Raw genomic sequence first — 21,604 nt, forward strand, 5'->3', positions numbered from 1 at the left:
GATCAGCAACCGATCAGCGTCGGATGAGTGGCTGCTCGGCCGCCGCGGAGTCGACCTAGATTGGGGCCATGACCAGCGAGCCGGCCACCTCCCCGGTGATGTTCGGCGTCCTCGGGGAGGTACGCGCCGACGACGCCCGTGGCCCGGTGGCGCTGCGGGGTGCCCGCCAGCGCGCCGTACTGGCCCGGCTGCTGGTCGCCCGGGGGCGGGTGGTGCCGGTCGACCGGCTGCTCGACGCGCTCTGGGCGGAACCGCCGGACGGGGCCGTGGCCGCGCTGCGCACCTTCGTCGCCGACCTGCGCCGGGCCCTGGAACCCGAGCGACCGCCCCGCCAACCGCCCCGCCTGCTGGTGACCGTGCCGCCCGGATACGCGCTGCACCTCGCCGACGGCGCGGTGGACGCGTGGCGATTCGAGGCGGCCGTCGGCGAGTCGGCGGAGCTGCTCACCGGCGGCAAACCCGGCGAGGCGCTCGCCCGCCTCGACGAGGCGCTCGCCCTGTGGCGCGGCCCCGCCTACGCCGAGTACGCCGGCCGCAGCTGGGCCCGCGCGGAGATCGACCGGCTCGACGAGCTGCGGCTGCTGGCCGTCGAGCGGCGGGCCGAGGCGCTGCTCTCCTCCGGTCGGGCCGCCGAGGCCGCCTCCGACCTACGGGCGCACGTCGCCGACCAGCCGCTGCGCGAGGACGCCTGGCGGTTGCTGGCCCTCGCCCTGTACCGCGCGGACCGGCAGGGCGACGCCCTGGCGGCGCTACGCCGTGCCCGGGAGACGCTGGTGACGCGGCTCGGCGTCGACCCCGGCCCCCGGCTGCGGCAACTGGAGGCGGACGTCCTCGCCCAGGCGCCGCACCTCGCCGGCCCCGCATCCGCCCCGGCGGCCACGGCGTCGGCCGGCCCCCGCATCCCGCCCGACCGTGGGGTGACCGGGGCGGGGCGGCGCCCGCTCGTCGGGCGGGACGACGAACTGGTTCGCCTCCGACAGGCGGCCGAGCAGCTCGCCGAGGGCCGCTCCCCGAGCCTCGCCCTGATCTCCGGGGACGCGGGCGCCGGCAAGTCCGCGCTCGCCGAGGCGCTGACCGTCGAGCTCGCGGCCGCCGGCTGGACCACGGCGTGGGGTCGCAGCCCCGAGTACGACGGCGCTCCGGTCGCCTGGCCGTGGCGGCAGATCGCCGACCAGCTGACCGCGGCGACCGGAACCGGGCCACCCGGTGTCGAGGCGGAGAACCCGGCGGGCGTCGAGGATGATCCGGCCGTCGCCCGGTTCCGCCTGCACCGCGCCGCCGCGGCACAGCTCACCGAGGCGGCGGGACGCGGACCGGTGCTGCTGGTCCTCGACGACCTGCACCGCGCGGACGAGGGCACCCTCGACCTGCTCTCCGCACTGCTCACCGGCCCGGAACCGGTGAGCGGCCCGGTGTCGGTGCTCGGCACCTACCGGGCCACCGAGATCACGCCGGAGCTGACCACGGCGCTGGCCCGGCTCGCCCGGATCGAGCCCCTCCGCGTCTACCTGGGCGGGCTCGCCGAATCGGCGACCGGCGCGCTCGCCCGAGCCGTCGCCGGGCGGGACCTGGACGCGGCCGTCGTGCGCTCGATCCACCGCCGCAGCGGTGGCAACCCGTTCTTCGTACGGGAGTTGGCCCGGCTCCTCGCGACCGAGGGTGACGCGGCGTTGGAGCGGGTGCCCGCCGGGGTTCGGGACGTCATCCGGCACCGGCTCGACCGGCTTCCGGTGGCGGCGCAGGACGTGCTGCGGCAGGCCGCGGTCCTCGGCCGGGACGTCGATCCGGAGGTGCTGGCCGTCCTCGCCGGTGACGACGTGATGGTGCTCGACGCGCTGGACCAGGCGCTGGCCGCCGGGTTCCTCACCGAGCAGGGCGGCGAGCTGCGGTTCACCCACGTCCTGGTCCGGGACACGATCTACGGTGACCTCTCCGCGCCGCGCCGGGCCCGTTGGCACACCGCCGCCGGGGAGGCGATCGAGCGGCTGCACCCCGACGACGTGGTGACCCTCGCCCACCACTTCGGCGAAGCGGCGAGCCGGGCCACCGCCGGGCGCGCCGGCCGGTACGCCCGGGTCGCCGCCGAGCAGGCCGAACGGCGCGCCCACCCGCATCAGGCGGCCCGGCTGTGGCAGCAGGCGGTGGACGCCCACGACCGGGCCGGCGACGCCGACGTGCGCGGGCGGCTGGTGGCGATGATGGGCCTCGGCCGGGCGCTGGCCGTGACCGGCCAGCTGGACCGCACCCGTCGCTACCGGGCCGAGGCGATCGGCACGGCCGAGACGCTCGACGATCCGGCCCTGGTCGCCGCGGTGCTCTCCGCCTTCGACGTGCCGGCGGTGTGGACCCGCAACGACGACGAGGAGCTCTCCCACCGGATCGTGGCGGCCGCCGACCGGACGCTCGGCGCGGCCGGCGCGGACGACCCGGAGCTGCGGAGCCGGCTGCTCAGCACGCTCGCTCTGGAGCTGCGGGGCAGCACCGGCGACCGTGGACGTCGGGCGGCCGTCGAGGCCGAGACGATCGCGCGGCGACTGCACCGACCGGCGCTGCTGGCGTTCGCGCTCAACGCCCGCTTCATGCACACCTTCGAGCGGACCGGCCTGGCCCCGCAGCGGGCGCGGCTCGGCGCGGAGCTGGTCGACCTGGCGGCCCGGCACGACCTGGTGACCTTCGAGGTGCTCGGTCATCTCATCGTGGTGCAGGCGAGCTGCGCGCTGGCCGACCTCAGCACCGCCGACGCGGCGGCGGCCGCCGCCGACCGGCTCGCCGTCCGGCACGACCTGCCCCTCGTGGGTGTCTTCACCGAGTGGTACGCCGCGCTGCGCCTCGCCCTGCTCGGACGCCGCGCCGACGCGGCGGTCGCCTACCGTCGGGCGGCGGCCCGGACCCCGGCGGCGGGAATGCCCGGCCTGGCCGAGGGTCTGCTGCCGCTCGCGCTGCTCTCGTTGCGGCCGCTGGACGCGCTCGCGTCGGCGGGGCAGGTGCCCGGCGAGGCTGACCGGGGGCCGTACGAGCCGTGGGTGCGGGCGCTGGAGGTGGCCGCCGCCGGCCGCCGGGACGAGACCGTCGCCGCCCTGCGCGCGCTGCCCGAGTCGCCGCACGACCTGCTCCGGGAGGCCCGCCTCTGCCTGACCGCCCGGGCCGCGCTCGCCGTCGGCGACGAGCCCACGATGCGGTACGCGTACGCCGAGCTGCTGCCCGCCGCGGCCGAGCTGGCCGGGGCGGGCAGCGGCGTGCTCAGCTTCGGTCCGGTGGCCCGGCACCTGGCCGACCTGGCCAGGGCGCTCCGTCGCGACGACGAGGCCGTCGCCCACGACCGGACGGCTCGGGAGATCGCGGCGCGTCTCACGGCGGCGTCGTGACGCCGCTCGGGTGCCCCGGGCCGGAGAGTGGCCCGGAGCACCCGGTGTCGGCTCAGGACTTCCGGATCCAGAAGGTCAGGCCCAGCGACTCGTCGGTGAACGGCTCCGCGCCGGCCCAGGACGGCTCGCCCTCGGCACAGTCGGACGCCAGCACCTCCTCGGCCACCAGGTCACGGTGCTCGCTCAGGGCCAGCGCGGTCTCGTCCCGGTCGGTGCGGTAGCGCAGCTCGATCCGGTCGGTGACCTCGAGGCCGCTGCTCTTACGCGCCTCCTGGATCTGCCGGATCGCGTCGCGGGCCACGCCGGCCCGCCGCAGCTCTTGGGTGAGGTGCAGGTCGAGCGCGAGCGTCGCGCCGGCGTCGTTGGCCACCGCCCAGCCCTCGCGCGGGGTCTCGGTGACCACCACCTCGTCCGGGCCGAGCGTCACCGTCTCGTCGCCGACCTGGACGGTCGCCGACCCGGTGTCGCGCAGCGAGTCCTTGAGGGCCGCCGCGTCGGCCGCCGCGATCGCCGCGGCCACCTGCTGCACCGTCTTGCCGAACCGCCTGCCCAGGGTGCGGAAGTTGGCCTTGGCGGTGGTGTCCACGAGCGACCCGCCGGCCCCACCGACCGGGTCGACCGACCCGACGTTGAGCTCAGCGGAGACCTCCGCCAGCAGCTCCGGCGGAAGCTCCTCGAAGCCGCTCGCCGAGGCCAGCGCCCGCGACAGCGGCTGCCGGACCTTCATGCCGGAGTCGGCGCGGGCCGCCCGGCCCAGCTCGACCAGGCGACGGGCGAGCGCCATCTGCCGGGACAGCGCCGGGTCGATCAGCGACTCGTCGGCGACCGGGTACGGGGCGAGGTGCACCGACTGCGGCGCCTCCGGGTCGACCGGCGCGATCATGTCCTGCCACACCCGTTCGGTGATGAACGGGGTGAGCGGCGCCAGCAGCAGGGTGACGGCGCTCAACGCCTCGTGCAGGGTGGCGAGCGCCGCCCGGTCGCCCCGCCAGAAGCGACGCCGGCTGCGCCGCACGTACCAGTTCGACAGGTCGTCCACGAACGTGGCGAGCAGCCGGCCGGCCTGGTGCGTGTCGAAGTCGGCCATCGCGGCGTCGACCTGCTGGACCAGGGTGTTCAGCTCGGAGAGCAGCCACCGGTCCAGCACCGGCCGGTCGGCCGGGGCCGGGTCCTCGGCCGACGGGGTCCATCCGGCGGTACGGCCGTAGAGGGACTGGAAGGCGGCCGTGTTCCAGTAGGTCAGCAGGGTCTTGCGGACGACCTCCTGGAGGGCGGTGTGCCCGACCCGCCGGGCCGACCAGGGCGAGCCGACGGCGGCCATGAACCAGCGCACCGCGTCCGCGCCGTGCTGGTCGAGCAGCGGGATCGGCTCCAGGATGTTGCCGAGGTGCTTGGACATCTTCCGGCCGTCCTCGGCGAGGATGTGGCCCAGGCAGACCACCGTCTCGTACGGGGAGCGGTCGAAGACCAGCGTGCCGATGGCCATCAGGGTGTAGAACCAGCCACGGGTCTGGTCGATCGCCTCGGAGATGAACTGCGCCGGGAATTGCTGCTCGAAGAGCTCCTTGTTCCGGTACGGGTAGCCGAACTGGGCGAAGGGCATGGAGCCGGAGTCGTACCAGGCGTCGATGACCTCCGGCACCCGGCGGGCGGTCTCACCGCAGTGGCAGGCGAAGGTGACGTCGTCGATGAAGGGCCGGTGCGGGTCGAGCCCGGTCACATCCGTGCCGGTCAGCTCGCTCAGCTCGGTGAGCGAGCCGACGCAGGTGAGGTGGTCGTTCGCGCAGCGCCAGATGGGCAGCGGGGTGCCCCAGTAACGCCGACGGGAGAGCGCCCAGTCGACGTTGTTGTTGAGCCAGTCGCCGTAGCGGCCGTACTTGACCGTGCCGGGGTGCCAGGTGGTGCGCTCGTTCTCCCGCAGCAGCGCGTCGCGTACGGCGGTGGTCCGCACGTACCAGGACGGCTGGGCGTAGTAGATCAGCGCGGTGTGGCAGCGCCAGCAGTGCGGATAGGTGTGCTCGTACGGGACGTTCTTGAAGAGCAGGCCGCGCAGTTGGAGGTCCTCGATCAGCGGCCGGTCGGCCTCCTTGAAGAACCGTCCGCCGATCAGCGGGATGTCCGGCTCGAAGCGTCCGTTCGACTGCACCGGGTTCACCATCGGCAGCCCGTACGCCCGGGCGATGGCGAGGTCGTCCGCGCCGAACGCCGGCGCCTGGTGGACGAGGCCGGTGCCGCTGTCCGTGGTCACGTACGACGCCAGGACGACGTAGTGCGCGTCGGGCACCTCGACGAGGTCGAACGGCGGCCGGTAGGTCCACCGCTCCAGCTCCTTGCCCTTGAACGACTCGCCGGTGAGCTCCCAGCCGTCGCCCAGCGCGTACGCCAGCAGCGGCTCGGCGACCACGAGCTGCTCGTTGCCGTCGCTGGCGACCACGTACCGCACGTCGGGGTGGACCGCCACCGCGACGTTCGACGGCAGCGTCCACGGGGTGGTGGTCCAGACCAGCAGGGCGGCCCGGTCGGCCAGCGGGCCCGAGGTGAGCGGGAACCGGACGAAGACCGACGGGTCGACGACCGTCTCGTACCCCTGGGCGAGCTCGTGGTCGGAGAGCCCGGTCTCGTCGCGCGGGCACCACGGGGCGACCCGGAAGTCCTCGACCAGCAGGCCCTTGTCGAAGATCTGCTTCAGCGACCACCAGACGGACTCGATGTACTCCGGGTCCATGGTCCGGTAGGCGTCGTCCATGTCGACCCAGTAGCCCATGCGGTCGGTGAGTTCGGCGAACGCGTCGGTGTGCCGGGTGACCGACTCCCGGCAGCGGGCGTTGAACTCGGCGATGCCGAACTTCTCGATGTCCTGCTTGCCGGAGAAGCCGAGTTCCCGCTCGACGGCGAGTTCGACGGGCAGGCCGTGGCAGTCCCAGCCGGCCTTACGGGCGACGTGGAAGCCCTTCATGGTCTTGTAGCGGGGGAAGACGTCCTTGAAGACGCGCGCCTCGATGTGGTGGGCGCCGGGCATGCCGTTGGCGGTGGGTGGCCCCTCGTAGAAGACCCACTCCGGGCGGCCCTCGGACTGCTCCAGGCTGCGCCTGAAGATGCTGTTCGCGTGCCAGAAGTGCAGGACGTTGTGGTCGAGGTCGGGCAGATCGACCTGCGTCGGTACGCTGCGGTACATCGGTCCTCCGTCGGCGCGTGTGCTCAAGCTCCGCCGGAGGGACGAGGCCGTGGCCCCGCGGTACCACCCTCCTTGGCCGGTGTCCGGCCCTCTCGTTTCGGGTGTGGTCGGGTCTACTGGGCCGGGTGGCCTTTCTTCCGACGGCTCCGGGGTGATCTTCCCGCCGCGCACGCCTCCGGGCTTCCACCATCCCCGGATCGCTCCTGGCTGCGTGCGACGGTACTCGTCCCCATCTGCGCCTTCCGCGCTCATCCTATCCCAGCCGGGGACGGCCCAGCGACGGTGATACCGCCGCCCGCCAGGGTCGTTTCAGCGGTTCGCGTCGCGTCCGGGGGCGTACATCTGCTGGAGCCAGTTCGGGTACGCCGGCGGCTGGGCGCTGACCGCGTCGAGGTCGGCCAGGTCCTGCTCGGTCAGCGTCACCCCGCCGGCGGCGATGTTGTCGTCGAGCTGTGCCATCGTCCGGGCGCCGATGACGACGCTGGTGACCGCCGGCTGGGCGAGCAGCCAGGCGATCGCGATCTGGGGGATGCTCGCGTCGTGCCGGGCGGCGACGGTGCGGAGCATCTCGACCACCTCGAACCCGCGTTCGCTCTCCACCGGCGGGAAGCCGGCCGCGCCGCTGCGCCGAGCGGGACCCTGCACCGACCCGTCCCGGCTGAACTTGCCGGTGAGGAAGCCGCCGGCCAGCGGGCTCCACACGGTCAGCGCCAACTTCTCGGACTGGGCCATCGGCACCAGATCGCGCTCGACGTCCCGTCCCACGAGGGAGTAGTACACCTGCACGGAGACCAGGCGGTGCAGGTCGTGCAGCGCGGAGACGCCGAGCGCCTTGGTGATCTGCCAGGCGGCGAGGTTCGCGCAGCCGAGGTAGCGGACCTTGCCCTGCCGTACGGCGTCGTCGAGCGCGCTGAGCACCTCCTCGAACGGGGTCAGGTGGTCGAAGTTGTGCAGCTGGTAGAGGTCGATGTGGTCGGTCTTCAGCCGGCGCAGGCTGGCCTCCAGCGCGCGCGTCACGTACAGCCGGGACCAGCCGGCGTCGTTGGGGCCGGGGCCGGTACGCGAGTGCACCTTCGTGGCGAGGACCACGTCGTCGCGGCGGCGGCGGAGCGCGCGGCCGAGCAGCTCCTCGCTCTCGCCCCGGCCGTAGACGTCGGCCGTGTCGATGAAGTTGATCCCGACGTCGAGCGCTCGCTCCACCATCCGGTCGACCTCTTCCCGGCCGAGCCCGCCGAGGCCGGCGTAGCGGGGGTCGTTCGCCCCGCCGAAGGTCATCGTGCCGAGCGAGAGCTCGGAGACCCAGACGCCGGTGTCGCCGAGGAGTCGGTACTTCAAGGTGGGTACTCCCTCCGGGTGCGGCCCGCCGGGGCCGCCGCTGAGACAGCCTGCTCGGACAGCGTGTCCGAGAAGCCTAACCGGAGCCGAGCGGCGACGCCTAGGATCTGGTTATGCCTTCGATCACGCGACGACGCTCCGGCGGCTCCGACCGGCGTCTCCCCGTCGAGGCGCAGATCCTCGCCGCCACCGAGCGTCTGCTCGCCGAGGGGGAGAGCTTCACGGAGCTCGGGGTGCAGCGCATCGCCCGGGAGGCGGGCGTCGCGCGGTCGACCTTCTACATGCACTTCGCCGACAAGACCGAGCTCCTGCTGCGGCTCGCCGAGTCGTTCACCGGCGTCGCCTTCGGGATCGCCCGGGAGTGGGAGCCGGCGCCGGAGGGTCCGCCGGTCGGCGGCTCGGTGGGGCTGGACGCGCTGGCTGCCGGCTTCCGGGAGATCCTCGCCGTCTACCGGCAGCACAGCGGGGTGCTCGCCGCGATCACCGAGGTCTCCGGGTACGAGCCGGTGATCCGCAGGTTCTGGCGGGCGAGGCTCGACCTGTTCCTCGTGCGTACCGCCCAGGTGCTGGAGGAGGAGAAGCGGGCCGGCCGGGTGCCCGCGGAGGTCGACATCGCCGCCGCGAGCCGCCTGATAGTGCTGGGCGGCGAGCGCTTCCTCGCCGACCACGTGGCCACCGACGACGGCAGCGGTGACGAGGCCGCCGCCCGCGAGCTCGCCGAGACCTGGTGGTACGGCGTCTACCGGCGTCCGGCCGGGCCGGAGACGCCGGTCGACTGACCGTGACGACGGGTGCCCTCAGCGGGCCCGCTGCGTCCCGTGCCGGGCGTAGCGCGCCCGGAACCTCTCCACCCGGCCCGCGCTGTCGACGAGCCGCTGCTTCCCCGTCCAGAACGGGTGGCTCGCGGAGGAGATCTGCACATCGATGACCGGATAGGTGTTGCCGTCGGTCCACTCGACGGTCTGGTCGCTGGTGGCGGTGGAGCGGGTGAGGAAGGCGAAGTCGGCAGCGCGGTCGCGGTAGACGACCGGCCGGTATTCGGGGTGGATGCCGCGCTTCATGCGCTCTCTCCTTCGGGGTTGGCGGAACTGTCGGGCAGATCGGGATCGGGACTGCCGTCCGGGGTGAGGGTGACGAGGGGGAAGCAGCCGGCGAACGGGTCGGGATAGCTGCGCCAGACCTCCTCGCCGTCAGCCAGTTCGGCGTCGGTGAGCAGGCACGCGGCGAGGGTGCGGTGCAGTTCGGCGGCGGCCAGGTCCAGGCCGATGAAGACCAGATGTTGGTGGCGGTCGCCGTAGTAGGGGTCCCAGTCCAGAGCGGCGGCGAGCCGCCGGTGGTCGGACGCCTCGGCCCAGAGCTCGTCCGGCAGGACGGCGAGCCAGCGCCCGAGCGAACCCAGGGCGAGGCCGCCACCGGCGAAGTCCCAGGCGATCACGGTCTCCGGCTGACTGGCCAGCCAGAGGTGTCCCCGCGACCGGATCGCCTCGGCGTTGAGCTCCTCCAGCGCGTCGTGCAGGCGGCCGGGGTGGAACGGCCGGCGCGCCCGGAACAGCGCGGAGACGACTCCGCAGTCCGGGTGCGGCTCGTGCACCCCGAGCGCGTACCCCTCCAGGCCTCGGGTCAGTGTGCCCGGCGTGTCGGGCCGGTGACGGCGGGTGTCGCGCAGCTGCCGGCTCAGCGCGTGGGTGTCGACCAGTTCCGCGTCGACCCGGACCTGAGTGGTCCACGGCGCCATCCGGTCCAGCAGCACCGAGAGCCGGCTGGTGTCGAACTCCCCGTCGCGGGACAGGCCCCACAGGACGATCGTGTCGGCGTACTCGATCTGGCGTACCACCACGTCGGCCACGGCGCGGTCGTCGTCGGCGGCGGCGTGGATGCCGAGGCTCTTCAGGTCGTCGGTGGTGGCCAGCGCGTCGATCAGGTGCTCGGCATCGACCACTGTGACGTACGAGTCGATGCGCAGCAGGTCGGTGACCGGGGCGCCGTCGACCAGGCAGTGGGCGCAGGCGGTGGCGACCGCCTCCGGCTCGACGACCTCGGGGAGCATCAGGATGAGGTCCCGGCCGGGGTGCGTGCGGGCGAGTCGGGCCAGGGTGGGCAGCACGTCCTCGCGGAGCGTGCAGGAGACGCAGCCGTGTGCGAGTTCGATGCGTACGTCCTCCAGCAGGCCGGAACCGTCGCGGACGATGCGCTGGACCGCGCCCGCGTGCACCTCGGTGAGGTCGTGGCGGACCAGCAGCAGGGTCGGGTCCGCCGTGAGCAGGGCGCGGGCGGCGGCGTAGGTGGTGCCCGGCCAGAAGCCGCTCAACACGGTCAGGGCCGGCCGGAGGTCGGCCGCTCCGGCCAGGGTGCCGGCGGGCGCGAGTGGTGACGTCGACATCACGGTCCTCTCGTCGCTTGTTGAAAACGATTGTCATTATAGTGAGAGGCCGAGTATCAACCAGAAGGAGTCACGTGTCCAGACGATGTGATGTCACCGGCGCCCAGCCGGGCTTCGGCAACGCCGTGTCCCACTCCCATCGACGCACCCGCCGCCGGTGGAACCCGAACCTCCAGCGTCACCGGTACTGGCTGCCGTCCGAGCGGCGCTGGATCACCCTCACCCTCACCGCGAAGGCGTTGCGGACGGTCGACCGCAGGGGCATCGAGGCGATCGTCGCCGAGCTGCGCGGCCGGGGAGCGCGGATCTGATGGCCCGGCAGACCGACATCCGTCCGGTGGTCAAGCTCCGCAGCACCGCCGGAACCGGCTACACCTACGTCACCCGGAAGAACCGGCGCAACGACCCGGACCGCCTCGTCCTGCGCAAGTACGACCCGCTCGTGCGTCGGCACGTCGAGTTCCGGGAGGAGCGCTGATGGCCCGCCGCGGTCTCGTCAACCGTCAGGGCCGCCGGGCGGAGCTGGTCGCGCGGCAGGCCGACCACCGCGCCGAGCTGAAGCGGCTCATCGCCCACCCCGACACCGACCCGGTGGTACGCGGCGAGGCCGTCCGCCGCCTGGCGCGGCTGCCACGCGACTCCAGCCCGGTACGGCTGCGCAGCCGGGACGTCGTCGACGGGCGACCGCGTGGGGTGCTCAGCCGGTTCGGCCTGTCCCGGGTCCGCTTCCGGGAGATGGCGCTGCGGGGTGAGCTGCCGGGGGTACGCAAGGCCTCCTGGTGACGTCCGACGTGGCCGGCCCGTCCCGCCTCATCCGCGCCGGTCGGCGGACGGGCCGGTCCACGTCGAGCCGCCGCGCAGGTAGGTGAGCACCGCCAGCACGCGACGGTTGGTGTCGTCGCTGGGCAGCAGGCCGAGCTTGGTGAGGATGTTCCCGACGTGCTTGCCGACCGCCGCCTCGGTGACGTGCAGCGCCGCCGCGATCGCCGCGTTCGAACGGCCCTGCGCCACCAGCCCCAGCACCTCCCGCTCCCGTCCGGACAACGCGGCGAGAGGGTCGTTCGGGCGGTGCAGCAGCCGGCGTACGACGTCGGGGTCGATGACCGTGCCGCCGCCGGTGACGGTGCGCAGCTGCTCGACGAACTCGACCACCTCGGCGACCCGGTCCTTCAGCAGGTAGCCGACGCGGCGGCCGTCCCCGCTGCCGAGGAGCGCGGCGGCGTACTCGGCCTGCACGTGCTGACTGAGCACCACCACCGCGAGCTCCGGCCGCTCCGCGCGCAACTCGACCGCCGCCCGCAGACCGTCGTCCCGCCGGCCGGGGGGCATCCGGATGTCGGTCACCACCAGGTCCGGCCGGTGCGTGCGGGCCGCCGCCAGCAGCTCCGGCGCGGAGCCGGCGGCGGCGAGCACCTCGAAACCGAACCGCTCCAGCAGGCCGACCAGCCCTTCGCGGAGGAGGACCTCGTCCTCGGCGAGTACGACCCGGGTCACCGGTGGCATGGCAGCTCCACCCGGACGAGGGTAGGGCCGCCCGGTGGGCTGGCGAGCAGCAACCGCCCGCCGGCGGCGCCCACCCGGTCGGCGAGTCCGGTCAGCCCGGTGCCCCGCGCCGGGTCCGCGCCGCCCCGGCCGTCGTCCGAGACCTCGACCACCAGCCGCTCGCCGGCCCGCGTGAGTCGTACCTCGGCCCGGGTCGCCGAGGCGTGCCGGGTGACGTTGTTGAGCGACTCCGAGACCACGTACCAGGCTGTCGTCTCGACGTTCTCGGGCACCGGCCGTTCCAGGTCGGCGTGCACGGTGACCGGGACGGTGGCCTCGTCGGCCAGTTCCCGGACCGCGCCGGCGAGGCCGAGGTCCGTGAGGCTCTGCGGGCGGAGGCCGTGCACGATCTGCCGGAGCATGACCATCAGCCCCTTCGCCTGGTCGTGAGCCACCGTGAGCGGCCGGGCGGCGGGGGAGTCGTCGGGCACGTCGAGCCGGGCCAGCCCCAGTTGCAGGGTGAGGCTGGTCAGCCGGGGCTGGGCGCCGTCGTGCAGGTCGCGTTCGATCCGGCGGCGCTCCGCCTCGTACGCGTCCACGAGGCGAGCCCGTGACCTGGTCACCTCGCGCAGCGCGGCGGTGTCGGGCGACGAGCCGAGCAGCCAGCGCGCCACCGCGCCCTGGGTCGCCGCGAGCGCCCCGAGTCCGTACCAGAGCACCGGCAGCAGCAGCACGGCGACGACTGCGTACGGGACGGCCTCACCCGGCGTGTCGATGGTGTCCCAGACCACGATCACCTGGTCGGCGTCCCCGGCCAGCCACGGACTGGCGACCAGCAGCACGTCGATCAGCACCAGCAGGAGATAGACCCAGTAGACGACCGGCACCACACCGCCGAGCCACACCAGGTACGCGACCTCGCGCCACGCGTGGGCGCTCGTGTAGCGCTCGGCGACGCTCGACCAGCGGCGGGCCGGCACCGGGCGCGAGTCGATGAGCCCGAGCCGCCACCTTTCGACCGCCGCGACGGCGGCGCTGACGATCGGCGCGAACCCGACGAGGGCGAGCGTGCCCAGGGTCAGGAAGAGCGCGAGCGGCAGGGGAATCGGACGGTCGTGCCGGTGTACGGCGTTGACGGCCGCGAGCAGGGGAGCCCCGACCAGCAGCAGCCCGACGGAGAGCACGCCGGCGACCGGGGCGGTGGAGACCAGGTAGGCCAGCGCTCGCCAGGGCCACTCGGAGAGCAGGTAGCGGGGGTGGCGCAGCGCCGTGGCCAGGTGCGAGGGCCGGGAGGACGTCATGTCCTCGACGCTATCGGCGGTGCCGGGGCCGACCCAGCCGACTGGATCCACTCCGCGGGTATGCCCAGCCCTACCTCGTTCGGCCGGCTGCGGCCCGCGCCGGGGGGCCCGACCAGGTTGATCAGGAGACCCGAGTGGTCAGGAATGACCTCATCCGTTGCGGGGGGACAGACGCGTCGAAAGCCCCAACAAGGCATCACACCGACGGGACAAGCTGGACCATTTTCGCATTTGCCGCCAGGCTCACCCGCTCGAAGTTAACCGTCCGTCTTCCGGGTCGTGTGACAGTTGCTGGTCGTCTGCCGCTGTAGGTCATGCTGCCCTGGCACAGCTTCAGGTGTACGGCCGCGGCAGCTGGTGTGTCGACCGGGAGGTGCGTATGTCTTCGCAGCGGGGAAGCCGCTGTGGTCACTCGTCGGGCAAGGACGGCCCGCGACCGCACTGATCCTCGAATCCCGTTCACCCAGCCCGGCGCCCCGGTCGTGCATCGGTCCCGTTGACGCCTCACGGTCCGGCCGCCACTCCTCAGCCATTTCCTCGTGCCGAGACGGAGTACGACCATGCCTGGCGGCAGCCTGCCCTCGACGAAGCGGTCCCGATGACGTCGGTCACCGCGCCCCTGTGGCTGCTCGGGGTATGCATCGCGGGCCTGCTCACTCACCTTCTGGTCGAACGCGCACGCCACCGGCGTCAGCTGTCCCGGCTGCCGACCCGGATCGTGGTGAACGGAATCCGCGGCAAGTCCTCGGTGACCCGGCTCATCGCGGGCGCCCTGCGCGCGGACGACCGACGCACGGTCTTCGCCAAGACGACGGGCACCGCCGCCCGCCTGATCTACCCGCAGGGCCGGGAGGTTCCGATCCGTCGCGGTCGAGGCGGCGTCAACGTCATCGAGCAGATCGGGGTGGTCCGCCGAGCCGTGCACGCGGGCGCGGACACCCTGGTCGTGGAGTGCATGGCGGTCCTGCCGGAGCTGCAGCAGGTGAACCAGGAGCTGCTCATCGAGGGCGACGTCGTCGTGATCAGCAACGTGCGGGAGGACCATCTGGAGGAGATGGGCCCGACCCTCGACGACGTCGCCCGGTCGTTGAGCCGTTCGATGCCTCATCGCGGCACGGTGGTGACCGCGGAGCGGGAACGGTTGCACATCCTGCGCGAGGAGGCGGACCGCCGCCAGTGCAACCTGATCGCCGTAGACCCGGAAACGGTCACGGACGCGGAGATGCGGCGCTTCCGGTGGATCACCTTCAAGGAGAACGTGGCCATCGCGCTGGCCGTCGCGGAGCTCTGCGGCGTGGACCGGCGGACCGCGCTGAAGGGGATGTGGCAGGCCGCCCCGGACCCGGGCGTACTGCGAGTGGACGCGTGCGCCCACAACGGGCGGCGGTTCGCCGCGGTGAACCTCTTCGCCGCCAACGACCCGGCCTCGACCCTGATGAACATCAACCTGCTCCGGGAGCGCGGGTTGGTCGGTGAGCGGGTCGCCGTGGTCATCAACTGCCGACCCGACCGGATCGAGCGCAACGGCCAGATGGGCGGCATCATCCCGGAGATCAAGCCGACGAAGGTGTTCCTCATCGGCGCCCCGACCCGTAGCGCGCTGCACCTCATCCCGGAAGAGTGGCGCGACCGCGTGGTCGACCTCGACGGCGAGCACCGCACCGGCGTCGAGCTGCGGGACGCCATCGTCGAACAGCTCGGCGCGGGCGAGACCGGGACCTCGCTGCTGATGATCGGCAACATCCACGGTCGCGGCGAGGAGCTGCTGGAGGCGCTGCACTCGGTGACCGTCGCGGCGACCGCCGCGGCGCCGTTCGCCGAGCTCTCCCAGACCCTGGAGCGCATCTACAAGCTGGACACCGCCCGCAAGCCGGACACGGCGGAGAGCGGGGCGCAGGTCGACCTGGACGCGACAGTCGTGCTCTCCCGCGAGGACCTGACCGCGACCACGGTGCTGAACAGCGCCCGCATCGCCGTCCTGCACGGCGACCGACGTCGAGCCGCCCGCCCCTGAGCGAAGGAACATGATGCCAACATTCGACCTGTCCTCCGAGCTCAGTGCCGTGATCATCGCGGCGGGGCTGCTGTTCGGGCTCGTCGGCTACCTCGTGACCAACGTCGCGCCGGCCGGCCTCATGGTGCCCGGTTGTCTGGTGCTCACCGCGCTGGAGGACGCCCGCAGTCTCATCACCGTCGTGGCCATCACCACCGTCACGGTGCTGATCATGAAGGTGCTGCAGCGCATGACCATCCTGTACGGCAAGCGGCTCTTCGCCGTGGCGGTGTTGGTCTCCTCCTTCATGTCGGTGACGTCGTTCGTGCTGCTGCACACCCGTCTGCCGTTCCTCTTCGCCGGCGACACGCTGTCGTTCATCATCCCCGGACTGATGACCTACCAGCTGGTGCGGCCGCGTGCGCTGCAGACGCTGGCCGCCACGGGCGTGGTCAGCGCCGGCACCGGCGGCCTCGCCCTGCTGATGGTCTCGCTCTGATGCGCAACCTGCGGGTCGTCCTCACCGTCCTGGCGGCCGTCGCCGTCGTCGCCGCCGGCCTGGTCGTCGTCCGGCTCGTCACCGGGAGCCCGAACGGCGCGGCGCCGGCGTCGAGCTGGGGTACGCCGACCCCGACGCACTCGCCGCGCAACGACGTCGAGCGGCTGGAGCAGCAGTACAAGCTGGTGGACCGGACCCGCCCGGACCGCACCGAGGTGCATCGCCGCAGCGACAACGAGCTCGTCGCCACGCTCACCGTGGGCGCGCGGACCGTCGTGGTGGCCGGCCCCGAGCGCCGCTTCAGCGAACCGTCCAGCACTCCCGCGGAGATCGAATCGACGTCCTGGGTGCGCGTGGCGCCGGAGCCGTGGCAGACGCGACGCGGCAAGGACGAGGAGTTCGTCGGCTGGCTGCTCGACCAGATCGAGGACGAGGATCCGCCGATCGACGTGCTCGCGGCCACGATGCAGTACCTGGCCGACGCGCCCGACGGCCGCAACGACGAGGGTGTCAGGTACATCGGCGACGCCGGCTTCGGGTACGTGCACAGCGCCGACGAGCGTGACGGGGCGGACTTCTACGACTACCTGGAGATCCCGTGGGAGTTCTCCGACAGCGGCAAGAAGAAGCCGTCCGAGCGGTGGGACCGTGACCTGGACTGCTCCGGCTTCGTCCGGCTGATCTACGGCTACCGGTTCGGGCTCCCGCTCTTCAACGATCCGGTCAGCACCACCGTCGACGGCCTTCCGCGCACGGCGTCGAGCATGGCCTCGTACGCCCGCTCGGTGCTCATCGCCGCCGGACGTACCCCGGGCAAGGCGCCCGCCGACCTGACCGCCCTGCAACCCGGCGACCTCGTCTTCTTCTCCCTGCACAAGGAGGACCCCAACCTCATCACCCACTCCGGGATCTATCTCGGGAAGGATGAGGACGGGGGGATGCGCTTCGTCTCCTCGCGCGAGACCGTCGACGGTCCCACCTTCGGCGACGTACATGGAGACGGTGTCGTCGACTCCGGTTACTTCGGCGAGCGGCTGCGCCGGGTCATCCGGCTCTGACACTAGGAACGGTCATGCGTGCTGTCCGCATCATCCTCATCGTCGCGCTCGTACTCTCACCCGGCCTGGTCTGGGTGCTGCGCGGCGACATCATTCGGGACCGGATGGCGACCGAGCCGAGCCCGGCCGGTCAGGTCGCCGCACCGACCGCGTCCGGTGGGCCCCGGCAGATCACCATCTCGGGCTCCGGTGACATCCTCGTCCACCCGCCGACCTGGCAGCAGGCCCACGCCGACGCGGAGGCGGACGGCCGGGACGGCTACGACTTCGAACGCATCTTCGCCGACATCCGTCCCGTCGTCTCGGCCGCCGACCTGGCCATCTGCCACATGGAGGGGCCCATGGGACCGGGCGGTCCGCAGGACTTCCCCCGGTTCCGCGCGCCCACCGAGCTGGCGGCGACGGTCAAGTCGACCGGCTACGACGCCTGTTCGACCTCCAGCAACCACGCCCTCGACCAGGGTGAGCAGGGCGTCTACGACAACCTCGACGCGCTGGACGCGGCGGGCCTCGGCCACACCGGCACCTTCCGCAGCGCCGCCGAGCGGGTCCGCCCGACGATCTACAACGTGAAGGGCGTCAAGGTCGGGCACCTGTCGTACGCCATGCACTTCAACGGGCTCAAGCCGCCGGCCGGGAAGGAGTGGCTGGCCAACCGGATCGACGTCAAGGCGATCAAGGCGGCTGCCGCCGCCACCCGTAAGGCGGGCGCGCAGATCATCGTGCTCTCCGCGCACTGGGGGAAGGAGCTCGTCCACGAGCCCAGCGGTGACCAGTTGTACTGGGCCCGGCAGTTGATCGCCGACCCGAACATCGACCTGATCATCGGCCACCACGCCCACGTCGTGCAGCCCTTCGAGAAGGTCGGCGACAAGTGGATCGCGTACGGCGTCGGGAACACCCTCGCCCGGCACGACTTCCCCGTCGACGCCAACCGGGAGGGCGTCATCGCCTCGTTCACCTTCACCGAGCAGCCGAACCACCGGTGGAAGGTGACGCGCGCGGAGGCGACGCCCATCTGGCTGTCGCTGCGGCCCACCATCCGTGTCGTGAACCTACCCGCGGCCGTGAAGCCCATGCCGCGCATCGACCGCAGGCGCTCGCTCTACACCGCGGCCATGGATCGGATCAGCAGCTACCTCGATGCCCGGGGCGCGGTCAAGGCGGGGCTGCACATCGTGCGTTAGCGGCCGGCCGGGCCGTGGTGCGCGCCGGGGCCGCGTGACGCCCGGCGGGTTCGGGTCACCGCCGGGCAGCACGGACTCGGTGACTACTTCGAGTTCAGGGCGACCAGCGCCTGTGCGGCCCGGAAGTACGGGTTGCGGCCGAGGTCGCCGATCGTGACGATGCCGAGCGCCTCCTTGAGCAGCTTGGCGCCACCCTCGCTGACCCCCGCGAGGGCGGCCACCGGGGCGTCGACCAGCTCGGTGAGGGTCTTGTCCTGGTAGGCCTTGTCGACCAGCTTGGTGAGGTCGGCGGTGACGGGCATGGACTCTCCTTCGATACCCGGGCTGACATCTCGCCCGGACGGGACCGATCGGGAGGAATTACATCACCCGCGACGAACACCCTCCACAGAGGACTCCGACTTTCCCGCTCCCGACCGGGCACCGGTCGACGCGGCCTTCCGCTTCCCGCGACCCCGGCGACGGCCTGCGGGCTGACCGTGGGTGTGGCGTCGCGCCGGAGCCGAACCGGGGGCCTCGCCGTCCGGGGCCTCCGGGAGCCGCCGCTCCAGGTCCGTGATGATCGTGCGGAGCTGCGCCAGCTGCTGGTGGACCGAGGGTTCGGCGAGGTCGTCGGGGACCTTCCGCCGGGTGGCCCGCTCCTCCTGGTCGGCCTCCTCCAACGCGCGGAGCACCACGCCCACCAGCAGATTGGTCAGCAGGTAGCAGGCGGTCACCATGTACGACACGTAGTACAGCACCGCCCACTCGGTGACCTCCCGGCCGGCCTGGAGCGTGTCGGTGATGCCGTCCAGCGACAACAGCAGGAACAGCGTGAGCATCGCCTGCCCGACCGTGCCGTACCGCTGCGGTTCGGCGGTGCCGAAGAGCATCCAGCCGAGCATCGCGTACCCGTACAGCACCAGCACCGTGACCAGCAGGAAACTGCCGAGCCCCGGAAGGCTGCGCCGGATCCCGACCAGGATCACCCGCAGGCTGGGAAAGAGGCGGAACGCGCGGACGATCCGGGCCAGCCGCAGCAGGCGCAGCAGCGTCACGTTCTCGCGTACGCCGGGCAGCAGCGGCGTGGCGACGATCAGCAGGTCGAAGATGTTCCAGCGATCCCGGAAGAACCCGGCCGGACGGCGCAGGTGCGCACCGAAACGCACCAGCAGTTCGAGTACGAAGAAGGTGAGGCACGCGTGCTCGATCGCCCGCAGCGGGGCACCGGCCGCCACCACCGCCCGGCCGTACGTCTCCAGGCCGAGCGCCAACGAGTTGACCAGGATCAGGACGAAGCTCGTGAGGTTGAACCAGGAGGCCGCCACCAGCGCCTGGCACGCGTCGGCCAGCCGGTGTCTCGGACTCGGAACAGCGGGCGTCATGTTTCTCCTGCGGCCCCGTGACCGTGGACGGGCCTCGGGTCGATCGTCCGGCGGGCGCCGGCACCGCCGCCGCCCCCCGGTCGCTCCGCGGTCAGGCCTTTGGCTTCTCCTCGGCCTTCGGCTCCTCCGCGGACTCCTCGGCCTTCGGCTCCTCGTCGGCCTCGTCGTCCGTCGCGGCCGCCGTCTCCTGCTCCGCCGCCTTCACCGGAGCGGGCAGGGTCCAGGAGAACTCGATCTCGACGGAGAGCTCGGTCTCGCTCTCGCGCTCGATCTCCAGCTCGCACCGGACCTCGTCCGCGACCGCCACCGCGCCGGCGGCGCCGTAGTAGACCCGACCGTCGGACTCCAGCTGGTTCGCCAGCTGACGCAGCCAGCCGGCCAGGTCGGCCCGTGACACCGTACGGGCGTCCTCGTAGATATCCATGCGCGCCATGCTCGCACTCCATAGAGGACAGACGGATGGTGGGTGGGCACCGGTCTCACCGGACCGGAATGATATTGCTCCGGTGCGCCCGAGAGCGGGTAGGGCTGGCCCCGACGGGGCAGCCGGCTCCCAGGGCGTGGGTGACCCGGGGAACCGGCCCTCGTGCCGCTGAGCCGCGTGAGTCGCGGGCCGCACGGCCCCTCCGCGTTTCGGCGCGCCACCTATGCGCGAGGCCGCGGGATGGCCGCTTTCAGAACCGCCACAGTGCCTGCATCAGTGCGATCCCCCCGATGGCGACCGCAACCACTAAGAGGTCCACGGCGACCTGAATCAACCGGTACTTCCGCAGCACCAGGCGGGAGAGGTCCACAAGTTGAGCGGCCCGACGCGAGTTCACGTCGTCAGGGGTGCACGCGAGCTCTCGTTCGAGGTCGTCAGGTCGGTCGACGAACGTGGCGAAGTGCGCGAAGTACTCCTGTCGCCCACGTCCGCCGGCATTGAGGCGCGGCCGGACGGCCCAGACCAGCAGTAGCGCGCTCACTATGAACAACGCGGTCGCCGTGCCCACCGCCCAGCTGCTGGGCGACAGCGCCGTAGCGGTGGCGCTGAGGCTCACGAACACTCCCATCAGCACAGCCAGGAGGGCCAGCAGCAGACTGGCCTTGGCGTCCGTCCGGCCGATCTCCTGCCGGGTCTCCTGCAGCAGTGCGTCCAACGGGATGCCGCCGACGGTTGCCTCCGACCGTTCCTCTCTCCCGTCCGGTGCCAAGGTCATGCGGCCGCGCTCGTCTGCCCCGATCCGACGTCCAGGACGAGCCCCTGCAGTCCGCCCCTGCGGCCGGGCGCGAGGGTCACGGTCACGGCCTGTCCGATCTCGTACGTGGTTGCCTTGGCGCCCAGGTAAACGAAGATGTTCATCGGGTTACCGCTCGAATCGGCCAACCTGATGAAGCCGTATCGGTCGTGCAAGGTGACGAACTGGCCGGTCACCTGCTGACCGTCCTGGACGGTGCACCCGGCGACCGGGCGTCCGTCTGCCCGGGTGGCGGGGCGAGGAATGAACATGACCGTCCGGCCGACCGTCAGGTCGGTCCCACCGCCACCCAGGAAACGCCGGTCGACGTAGAAGTCGCCTTCGTCGGTGGTGCGGATGAACCCGCGTCCCGGGTCAGCCATCCACGACGTGACGGTGCCCTCCACCGTGCGCTGCGCGGGCTCGTCGCTGCGCCGTTGGTTCGCCGCCCGATCGGCCATCATGGTCGTCACCTCGTTGCTCACGCCCTTGCTGGCCTGGGCCCAGATGACCTCCTTGTAGATGATCGACTTGGCGAAGCCCTTCAGGTCCACCTTCTGCTCGTGCTCGCTCACGTACTCGCGGGAACCACGTTTGAGGGCGCGACCGACCCTGGAGCTGATCTTGTTCAGGTTCGCCGCGTCGGTGGTGGCCATGTCCGCCCAGATCGCGCCGGCGGAGGCGGCGTTGCTCAGTCGAGCGGCCAGATCGACGACGGTCCCGACGTAGTCCACTACGCCGCCCGGTCCCTCGTACTCGACGACCTTGCCGGTCGCCAGACCCACGCGGCATTGGCAGTTGCGGAGCCGGTTGCCGTCGTTGTCGGCCTCCAGTGATTCCTGGATCATGATGGCCGCGTTGATCGCGTTTGCCGCCTGCTCGTCGCCGAAGACCGCGAGGACCCCGTCGCCCAGGTACTTCACGACCGTGCCGCCGTGCTTCCGTACGGCCTCGTCCACCAGGTCGAGGAATCGGCCCATGGTGGGGAGCCACTCGACTTCGGGAGAGCGAAGCTTCAGGTCGGTCGAACCGACCATGTCGACGAAGAGCACGACCTTGTGCGGTGCATCCTGCAATGCTTGGTTGAACAGGGATGAATAGTGCGAAAAGTCCTCCATTGTGACATCCTCCCTACGAAGGAGCTGCGTCTTTCCGACCTGGCTGCGAGCGGCATCGGTGCCGGCCGCGTGCGGGGCCTCGTCGGCGTCGGCCTTCATGTCGGCCGTTCCGTCCGCTGATCCGTGATGG

General features: G+C 72.1%; 20 protein-coding genes. 9 read left to right on the forward strand and 11 right to left on the reverse strand.

Features of this window, described 5'->3' with window-relative positions:
* Positions 1-68: 68 nt before the first annotated feature.
* Positions 69-3,365: an AfsR/SARP family transcriptional regulator gene (locus D7044_RS16120; protein ID WP_120689412.1), complete on the forward strand. Its 3,297-nt coding sequence runs from the start codon at positions 69-71 to the stop codon at positions 3,363-3,365.
* A 52-nt stretch (positions 3,366-3,417) separates the two neighbouring features.
* Here the strand turns inward: D7044_RS16120 and ileS are convergent, their stop codons facing one another.
* Both ileS and D7044_RS16130 read right to left on the reverse strand, forming a co-directional pair.
* Complete coding sequence (gene ileS / locus D7044_RS16125; protein WP_120689413.1) at positions 3,418-6,540, reverse strand: isoleucine--tRNA ligase; 3,123 nt, start codon at positions 6,538-6,540, stop codon at positions 3,418-3,420.
* A gap of 309 nt (positions 6,541-6,849) precedes the next feature.
* Positions 6,850-7,875 (reverse strand): aldo/keto reductase, encoded by a 1,026-nt coding sequence (locus D7044_RS16130; RefSeq protein WP_120689414.1) that lies wholly within the window; start codon positions 7,873-7,875, stop codon positions 6,850-6,852.
* A gap of 113 nt (positions 7,876-7,988) precedes the next feature.
* Here D7044_RS16130 and D7044_RS16135 point away from each other — a divergent pair, with 113 nt between their 5' ends.
* Positions 7,989-8,654, forward strand: a complete 666-nt coding sequence (locus D7044_RS16135) for a TetR/AcrR family transcriptional regulator (RefSeq protein ID WP_120689415.1) — start codon at positions 7,989-7,991, stop codon at positions 8,652-8,654.
* Positions 8,655-8,672: 18 nt separating this feature from the next.
* On the opposite strand, the gene D7044_RS16140 is transcribed toward D7044_RS16135, so the two are convergent.
* Together D7044_RS16140 and D7044_RS16145 are read right to left on the reverse strand one after the other, a co-directional pair.
* A complete protein-coding gene (locus D7044_RS16140) occupies positions 8,673-8,936 on the reverse strand; it encodes a type B 50S ribosomal protein L31 (RefSeq protein ID WP_120673549.1) in 264 nt (87 codons plus the stop codon).
* Positions 8,933-10,258, reverse strand: a complete 1,326-nt coding sequence (locus D7044_RS16145) for a CobW family GTP-binding protein (protein WP_120673548.1) — start codon at positions 10,256-10,258, stop codon at positions 8,933-8,935. Before D7044_RS16145 ends, D7044_RS16140 begins: the two co-directional genes overlap by 4 nt.
* A 71-nt stretch (positions 10,259-10,329) precedes the next feature.
* On the opposite strand from D7044_RS16145, the gene rpmB reads away from it, so the two are divergent.
* The 3 genes from rpmB to rpsN are packed head-to-tail and all read left to right on the forward strand — an operon-like array spanning position 10,330 to position 11,038.
* Positions 10,330-10,566, forward strand: coding sequence for a 50S ribosomal protein L28 (rpmB, locus tag D7044_RS16150; protein WP_120673547.1), 237 nt, complete (start codon positions 10,330-10,332; stop codon positions 10,564-10,566).
* Positions 10,566-10,733: a 50S ribosomal protein L33 gene (gene rpmG, locus D7044_RS16155; protein WP_120673546.1), complete on the forward strand. Its 168-nt coding sequence runs from the start codon at positions 10,566-10,568 to the stop codon at positions 10,731-10,733. Before rpmB ends, rpmG begins: the two co-directional genes overlap by 1 nt.
* Positions 10,733-11,038, forward strand: coding sequence for a 30S ribosomal protein S14 (gene rpsN, locus D7044_RS16160; RefSeq protein WP_120689416.1), 306 nt, complete (start codon positions 10,733-10,735; stop codon positions 11,036-11,038). Before rpmG ends, rpsN begins: the two co-directional genes overlap by 1 nt.
* A 27-nt stretch (positions 11,039-11,065) precedes the next feature.
* On the opposite strand, the gene D7044_RS16165 is transcribed toward rpsN, so the two are convergent.
* Both D7044_RS16165 and D7044_RS16170 read right to left on the reverse strand, forming a co-directional pair.
* The gene (locus tag D7044_RS16165) at positions 11,066-11,758 is read right to left on the reverse strand and encodes a response regulator transcription factor (protein ID WP_120689417.1); all 693 of its coding nucleotides are present in this window, start codon (positions 11,756-11,758) and stop codon (positions 11,066-11,068) included.
* A complete protein-coding gene (locus D7044_RS16170; protein ID WP_120673955.1) occupies positions 11,746-13,038 on the reverse strand; it encodes a sensor histidine kinase in 1,293 nt (430 codons plus the stop codon). The genes D7044_RS16165 and D7044_RS16170 overlap by 13 nt, the downstream gene beginning before the upstream one ends.
* Before the next feature lie 598 nt (positions 13,039-13,636).
* Here D7044_RS16170 and pgsB point away from each other — a divergent pair.
* From pgsB to D7044_RS16190, 4 genes are read left to right on the forward strand one after another with little or no spacing between them, the layout of a single operon-like run.
* Complete coding sequence (pgsB, locus tag D7044_RS16175) at positions 13,637-15,052, forward strand: poly-gamma-glutamate synthase PgsB (protein ID WP_120673543.1); 1,416 nt, start codon at positions 13,637-13,639, stop codon at positions 15,050-15,052.
* Between the two features lie 13 nt (positions 15,053-15,065).
* Positions 15,066-15,530 carry a poly-gamma-glutamate biosynthesis protein PgsC/CapC gene (locus D7044_RS16180; RefSeq protein ID WP_120673954.1) on the forward strand — a complete coding sequence of 155 codons (465 nt, stop codon included), beginning with the start codon at positions 15,066-15,068 and terminating at the stop codon, positions 15,528-15,530.
* Positions 15,530-16,588, forward strand: a complete 1,059-nt coding sequence (locus D7044_RS16185) for a C40 family peptidase (RefSeq protein WP_120689418.1) — start codon at positions 15,530-15,532, stop codon at positions 16,586-16,588. Before D7044_RS16180 ends, D7044_RS16185 begins: the two co-directional genes overlap by 1 nt.
* Positions 16,589-16,602: 14 nt before the next feature.
* Positions 16,603-17,775 carry a CapA family protein gene (locus D7044_RS16190; RefSeq protein WP_233562876.1) on the forward strand — a complete coding sequence of 391 codons (1,173 nt, stop codon included), beginning with the start codon at positions 16,603-16,605 and terminating at the stop codon, positions 17,773-17,775.
* Positions 17,776-17,858: 83 nt separating this feature from the next.
* On the opposite strand, the gene D7044_RS16195 is transcribed toward D7044_RS16190, so the two are convergent.
* From D7044_RS16195 to D7044_RS16215, 5 genes are all read right to left on the reverse strand, one after another.
* On the reverse strand, positions 17,859-18,077 hold the full coding sequence (locus tag D7044_RS16195; RefSeq protein WP_120673541.1) for a hypothetical protein: 219 nt from the start codon (positions 18,075-18,077) through the stop codon (positions 17,859-17,861).
* A 63-nt stretch (positions 18,078-18,140) separates the two neighbouring features.
* Positions 18,141-19,139, reverse strand: a complete 999-nt coding sequence (locus D7044_RS16200; RefSeq protein ID WP_120689419.1) for an ion transporter — start codon at positions 19,137-19,139, stop codon at positions 18,141-18,143.
* 91 nt (positions 19,140-19,230) lie between these two features.
* Positions 19,231-19,572 carry an amphi-Trp domain-containing protein gene (locus D7044_RS16205; protein WP_120673539.1) on the reverse strand — a complete coding sequence of 114 codons (342 nt, stop codon included), beginning with the start codon at positions 19,570-19,572 and terminating at the stop codon, positions 19,231-19,233.
* 241 nt (positions 19,573-19,813) lie between these two features.
* Positions 19,814-20,338, reverse strand: coding sequence for a Pycsar system effector family protein (locus D7044_RS16210; protein ID WP_120673538.1), 525 nt, complete (start codon positions 20,336-20,338; stop codon positions 19,814-19,816).
* Positions 20,335-21,573 (reverse strand): adenylate/guanylate cyclase domain-containing protein, encoded by a 1,239-nt coding sequence (locus D7044_RS16215; RefSeq protein ID WP_158610013.1) that lies wholly within the window; start codon positions 21,571-21,573, stop codon positions 20,335-20,337. Before D7044_RS16215 ends, D7044_RS16210 begins: the two co-directional genes overlap by 4 nt.
* Between the last annotated feature and the right edge of the window lie 31 nt (positions 21,574-21,604).

Origin of the sequence: Micromonospora musae, from assembly GCF_003626635.1 — a bacterium.
In the GTDB taxonomy this organism is placed as follows: domain Bacteria; phylum Actinomycetota; class Actinomycetes; order Mycobacteriales; family Micromonosporaceae; genus Micromonospora; species Micromonospora musae.

What these genes read in the sequence shown, in the direction of transcription:
- D7044_RS16205 (WP_120673539.1), bottom strand. Translation starts at nt 19,572, where the DNA reads ATGGCGCGCATGGATATCTACGAGGACGCCCGTACGGTGTCACGGGCC.
- D7044_RS16180 (WP_120673954.1), top strand. Translation starts at nt 15,066, where the DNA reads ATGCCAACATTCGACCTGTCCTCCGAGCTCAGTGCCGTGATCATCGCG.
- D7044_RS16185 (WP_120689418.1), top strand. Translation starts at nt 15,530, where the DNA reads ATGCGCAACCTGCGGGTCGTCCTCACCGTCCTGGCGGCCGTCGCCGTC.
- D7044_RS16170 (WP_120673955.1), bottom strand. Translation starts at nt 13,038, where the DNA reads ATGACGTCCTCCCGGCCCTCGCACCTGGCCACGGCGCTGCGCCACCCC.
- rpmG (WP_120673546.1), top strand. Translation starts at nt 10,566, where the DNA reads ATGGCCCGGCAGACCGACATCCGTCCGGTGGTCAAGCTCCGCAGCACC.
- D7044_RS16190 (WP_233562876.1), top strand. Translation starts at nt 16,603, where the DNA reads ATGCGTGCTGTCCGCATCATCCTCATCGTCGCGCTCGTACTCTCACCC.
- D7044_RS16210 (WP_120673538.1), bottom strand. Translation starts at nt 20,338, where the DNA reads ATGACCTTGGCACCGGACGGGAGAGAGGAACGGTCGGAGGCAACCGTC.
- D7044_RS16200 (WP_120689419.1), bottom strand. Translation starts at nt 19,139, where the DNA reads ATGACGCCCGCTGTTCCGAGTCCGAGACACCGGCTGGCCGACGCGTGC.
- D7044_RS16215 (WP_158610013.1), bottom strand. Translation starts at nt 21,573, where the DNA reads ATGAAGGCCGACGCCGACGAGGCCCCGCACGCGGCCGGCACCGATGCC.
- D7044_RS16165 (WP_120689417.1), bottom strand. Translation starts at nt 11,758, where the DNA reads ATGCCACCGGTGACCCGGGTCGTACTCGCCGAGGACGAGGTCCTCCTC.
- D7044_RS16140 (WP_120673549.1), bottom strand. Translation starts at nt 8,936, where the DNA reads ATGAAGCGCGGCATCCACCCCGAATACCGGCCGGTCGTCTACCGCGAC.
- D7044_RS16120 (WP_120689412.1), top strand. Translation starts at nt 69, where the DNA reads ATGACCAGCGAGCCGGCCACCTCCCCGGTGATGTTCGGCGTCCTCGGG.
- D7044_RS16135 (WP_120689415.1), top strand. Translation starts at nt 7,989, where the DNA reads ATGCCTTCGATCACGCGACGACGCTCCGGCGGCTCCGACCGGCGTCTC.
- rpsN (WP_120689416.1), top strand. Translation starts at nt 10,733, where the DNA reads ATGGCCCGCCGCGGTCTCGTCAACCGTCAGGGCCGCCGGGCGGAGCTG.
- ileS (WP_120689413.1), bottom strand. Translation starts at nt 6,540, where the DNA reads ATGTACCGCAGCGTACCGACGCAGGTCGATCTGCCCGACCTCGACCAC.
- D7044_RS16195 (WP_120673541.1), bottom strand. Translation starts at nt 18,077, where the DNA reads ATGCCCGTCACCGCCGACCTCACCAAGCTGGTCGACAAGGCCTACCAG.
- pgsB (WP_120673543.1), top strand. Translation starts at nt 13,637, where the DNA reads ATGACGTCGGTCACCGCGCCCCTGTGGCTGCTCGGGGTATGCATCGCG.